Origin of the sequence: uncultured Kluyvera sp. (assembly GCF_902485085.1) — a bacterium.
Taxonomy (GTDB): Bacteria; Pseudomonadota; Gammaproteobacteria; order Enterobacterales; family Enterobacteriaceae; genus Kluyvera; species Kluyvera ascorbata.
This window is the reverse complement of record NZ_CABTJS010000038.1, coordinates 1-4,411: the sequence shown is the minus strand read 5'-3', so window position 1 is coordinate 4,411 and position 4,411 is coordinate 1. Positions and strand designations below refer to the sequence as shown.

3 protein-coding genes and 1 pseudogene are annotated in these 4,411 nt (G+C 58.3%); all 4 read left to right on the top strand.

Annotated features, from left to right (window positions below; genetic code table 11):
- A partial coding sequence (fecR, locus tag RDN66_RS05770) for a ferric citrate uptake sigma factor regulator FecR (RefSeq protein WP_308537661.1) occupies positions 1–943 on the top strand: 943 nt, incomplete at its 5' end.
- Positions 944–1,028: 85 nt separating this feature from the next.
- Positions 1,029–3,353 (top strand): TonB-dependent Fe(3+) dicitrate receptor FecA, encoded by a 2,325-nt coding sequence (fecA, locus tag RDN66_RS05765; RefSeq protein WP_308537660.1) that lies wholly within the window; start codon positions 1,029–1,031, stop codon positions 3,351–3,353.
- A 44-nt stretch (positions 3,354–3,397) separates the two neighbouring features.
- Positions 3,398–4,300 (top strand): Fe(3+) dicitrate ABC transporter substrate-binding protein FecB, encoded by a 903-nt coding sequence (gene fecB, locus RDN66_RS05760; RefSeq protein WP_308537659.1) that lies wholly within the window; start codon positions 3,398–3,400, stop codon positions 4,298–4,300.
- Positions 4,297–4,411: pseudogene (gene fecC / locus RDN66_RS05755) on the top strand (iron-dicitrate ABC transporter permease FecC); the annotation flags it as partial. The gene fecB and the pseudogene fecC, both read left to right, overlap by 4 nt.

The window sequence follows — 4,411 nt, the reverse complement described above, 5'->3', positions numbered from 1 at the left end:
GTTAACCGATTCCCGCCGTCAGGCGCTGCGTTCAGCTTCCCACTGGTATGCCGTGCTAAGCGGCGAGCGCGTCAGCCCACAACAGGAAGCGCGCTGGCAACAGTGGTATGAACAGGATCAGGATAACCAGTGGGCCTGGCAGCAGGTTGAAAACCTGCGCAACCAGCTTGGCGGTGTGCCTGGCGACGTTGCCAGCCGGGCGCTGCACGATACCCGCCTCACCCGCCGTCACGTGATGAAAGGATTACTGCTGTTGCTCGGCGCTGGCGGAGGCTGGCAACTCTGGCAGTCGGAAACCGGCGAAGGTCTGCGGGCAGATTACCGCACCGCCAAAGGCGCAGTCAGCCGTCAGCAACTGGAAGATGGCTCCCTGCTCACGCTGAATACCCAAAGCGCGGCGGATGTGCGTTTTGATGCGCATCAGCGCACCGTCCGGCTCTGGTACGGTGAAATCGCCATTACTACCGCGAAAGATGCCCTGCAACGCCCCTTCCGTATCCTGACCCGTCAGGGCCAGCTCACTGCTTTAGGGACAGAATTTACCGTCCGCCAGCAGGATAATTTCACGCAGCTTGACGTTCAGCAGCACGCTGTGGAAGTGCTTCTCGCCAGTGCCCCCGCGCAAAAACGCATCGTGAACGCTGGTGAAAGCCTGCAGTTCAGCGCCTCTGAGTTTGGCGCAGTGAAACCGCTGGATGACGAGAGTACAAGCTGGACGAAGGGCATCCTGAGCTTCAGCGATAAACCGCTGGGTGAGGTGATAGCCACGCTAAGCCGTTACCGCAACGGCGTGCTGCGCTGCGATCCCGCCGTTGCCGGGCTGCGCCTGAGCGGGACGTTCCCGCTGAAAAATACCGATGCGATCCTGAACGTTATCGCTCAAACGCTTCCCGTTAAAATTCAGTCTATTACGCGGTACTGGATAAACATTTCACCGCTGTAAGAAAAATAATTCTCATTTCGATTGTCCTTTTTACCTTCTCGTTCGACTCATAGCTGAACACAACAAAAATGATGATGGAGAAGGTATGACGCCGTTACGCGTTTTTCGTAAAACAACACCTTTGGTTAACGCCATTCGCCTGAGCCTGCTGCCGCTGGCCGGTCTCTCGTTTTCCGCTTTTGCTGCACAGGTTGATATCGCACCGGGATCGCTCGACAAAGCGCTCAATCAGTATGCCGCACACAGCGGAATTACCCTCTCGGTTGACGCCAGCCTGACGCGCGGCAAGCAGAGCAACGGCCTGCACGGAGATTACGACGTCGAGAGCGGCCTGCAACAGCTGCTGGACGGCAGCGGACTGCAGGTAAAACCGCTGGGAAATAACAGCTGGACGCTGGAGCCCGCGCCCGCGCCAAAAGAAGATGCCCTGACCGTGGTCGGCGACTGGCTGGGCGATGCGCGTGAAAACGACGTATTTGAACATGCTGGCGCGCGTGACGTGATCCGCCGTGAGGATTTCGCCAAAACCGGCGCAACCACCATGCGTGAGGTGCTTAACCGCATCCCTGGCGTCAGCGCGCCGGAAAACAACGGCACCGGCAGCCACGACCTGGCGATGAACTTTGGCATCCGGGGCCTGAACCCACGCCTCGCCAGCCGCTCGACCGTCCTGATGGACGGCATCCCCGTCCCCTTTGCCCCTTACGGTCAGCCGCAGCTTTCACTGGCTCCCGTTTCGCTCGGCAACATGGATGCCATTGACGTGGTGCGCGGTGGTGGTGCGGTGCGTTACGGACCGCAGAGCGTGGGCGGCGTGGTGAACTTTGTTACCCGTGCCATTCCGCAGGACTTTGGTATCGAGGCGGGCGTGGAAGGTCAGCTCAGCCCAACCTCTTCACAAAACAACCCGAAAGAGACGCACAACCTGATGGTGGGCGGCACAGCGGACAACGGTTTTGGCACCGCGCTGCTCTACTCCGGCACGCGCGGCAGTGACTGGCGCGAGCACAGCGCCACCCGCATCGACGACCTGATGCTGAAAAGCAAATATGCGCCGGATGAGGTGCACACCTTCAACAGCCTGCTGCAATATTACGACGGTGAAGCCGACATGCCCGGTGGCCTGTCTCGCGCGGATTACGACGCCGATCGCTGGCAATCCACCCGCCCGTATGACCGCTTCTGGGGCCGTCGCAAGCTGGCGAGCCTGGGCTACCAGTTCCAGCCGGACAGCCAGCATAAATTCAACATTCTGGGGTTCTACACCCAAACCCTGCGCAGCGGCTACCTGGAGCAAGGCAAACGCATCACCCTCTCGCCGCGTAACTACTGGGTGCGCGGTATTGAGCCACGCTACAGCCAGAGCTTTATGATCGGCCCTTCCGCGCACGAAGTGGGCGTGGGCTATCGCTATGTGAATGAATCAACGCATGAAATGCGTTACTACACCGCCACCAGCAGCGGGCAGTTGCCGTCCGGCTCAAGCCCTTACGACCGCGACACGCGTTCCGGCACCGAGGCGCACGCCTGGTATCTGGATGACAAAATCGACATCGGTAACTGGACCATCACGCCGGGTATGCGTTTCGAACATATCGAGTCATACCAGAACAACGCCATCAAAGGCACGCACGAAGAGGTGAGCTATAACGCACCGCTTCCGGCGTTGAACGTGCTCTATCACCTGACTGATAGCTGGAATCTTTATGCAAACACTGAAGGCTCGTTCGGCACCGTACAGTACAGCCAGATTGGCAAGGCTGTGCAAAGCGGCAATGTGGAACCGGAAAAAGCGCGAACCTGGGAACTCGGTACCCGCTACGACGACGGCGCGCTGACGGCGGAAATGGGGCTGTTCCTGATTAACTTTAACAATCAGTACGACTCCAACCAGACCAACGACACCGTCACTGCACGTGGCAAAACGCGCCATACCGGGCTGGAAACGCAGGCACGTTACGACCTGGGTACGCTAACGCCAACGCTTGATAACGTTTCCGTCTACGCCAGCTATGCGTATGTGAACGCGGAAATCCGCGAGAAAGGCGACACCTATGGCAATCAGGTGCCATTCTCCCCGAAACATAAAGGCACGCTGGGCGTGGACTACAAGCCGGGCAACTGGACGTTCAATCTGAACAGCGATTTCCAGTCCAGCCAGTTTGCGGATAACGCCAATACGGTGAAAGAGAGCGCCGACGGCAGTACCGGCCGCATTCCCGGCTTCATGCTCTGGGGCGCACGCGTGGCGTATGACTTTGGCCCGCAGATGGCAGATCTGAACCTGGCGTTCGGTGTGAAAAACATCTTCGACCAGGACTACTTCATCCGCTCTTATGACGACAACAACAAAGGCATCTACGCAGGCCAGCCGCGCACGCTGTATATGCAGGGGTCGTTGAAGTTCTGATGTGTTAACGCCCGGCTTGCCGGGCTTTTAGCTGGAATGTGATTATGTTGGCATTTATCCGTTTTGTTTTTGCAGGCCTGCTGCTGGTGATCAGCCACGCCTTTGCCGCCACGGTTCAGGACGAACACGGCACGTTTACACTCGAAAAAACGCCACAACGGATTGTGGTGCTGGAACTCTCGTTCGCCGATGCGCTGGCCGCCGTGGACGTCAGCCCGATCGGTATTGCCGACGATAACGATGCAAAACGCATCCTGCCCGAAGTGCGTGCGCACCTGAAACCGTGGCAGTCCGTCGGAACGCGCGCGCAGCCGAGCCTGGAAGCCATTGCTGCCCTGAAACCAGACCTGATCATTGCCGACAGCAGTCGCCATGCGGGGATTTACACCGCCTTGCAGCAAATCGCGCCGGTACTGCTGCTTAAGTCCCGCAACGAAACCTACGCTGAAAATTTGCACTCAGCGGCTATCATCGGCGAAGTGGTAGGTAAAAAACGAGAGATGCAGGCGCGTCTGGAACAACATAAAGAGAAGATGGCGCAGTGGGCCAGCCAGCTTCCCACAGGGACACGCGTGGCCTTTGGCACATCACGCGAACAGCTATTCAACCTGCATACCCAGGAGACCTGGACCGGCAGCGTGCTGGCTTCTCTGGGGCTGAACGTTCCCGCTGCGATGGCGGGCGCGTCCATGCCGTCCATCGGCCTGGAGCAACTGCTGGCGGTCAATCCTGCCTGGCTGCTGGTTGCCCACTATCGCGAAGAGAGCATTGTTAAACGCTGGCAACAAGATCCGCTCTGGCAGATATTAACCGCCGCGCAGAAGCAGCAGGTTGCTTCAGTCGACAGTAACGCCTGGGCGCGGATGCGCGGTATTTTTGCCGCAGAGCGTATTGCCGCTGACACGGTAAAAATCTTCCACCATCAGCCGCTTACCGATATGAAATGACCGCGCTAAAACACCCGGTGCTGCTGTGGGGGCTTCCCGTTGCAGTACTTATTATTATTTTCTGGCTGAGTCTGTTTTGCTACTCGGCCATTCCTGTTTCCGGAGCAGACG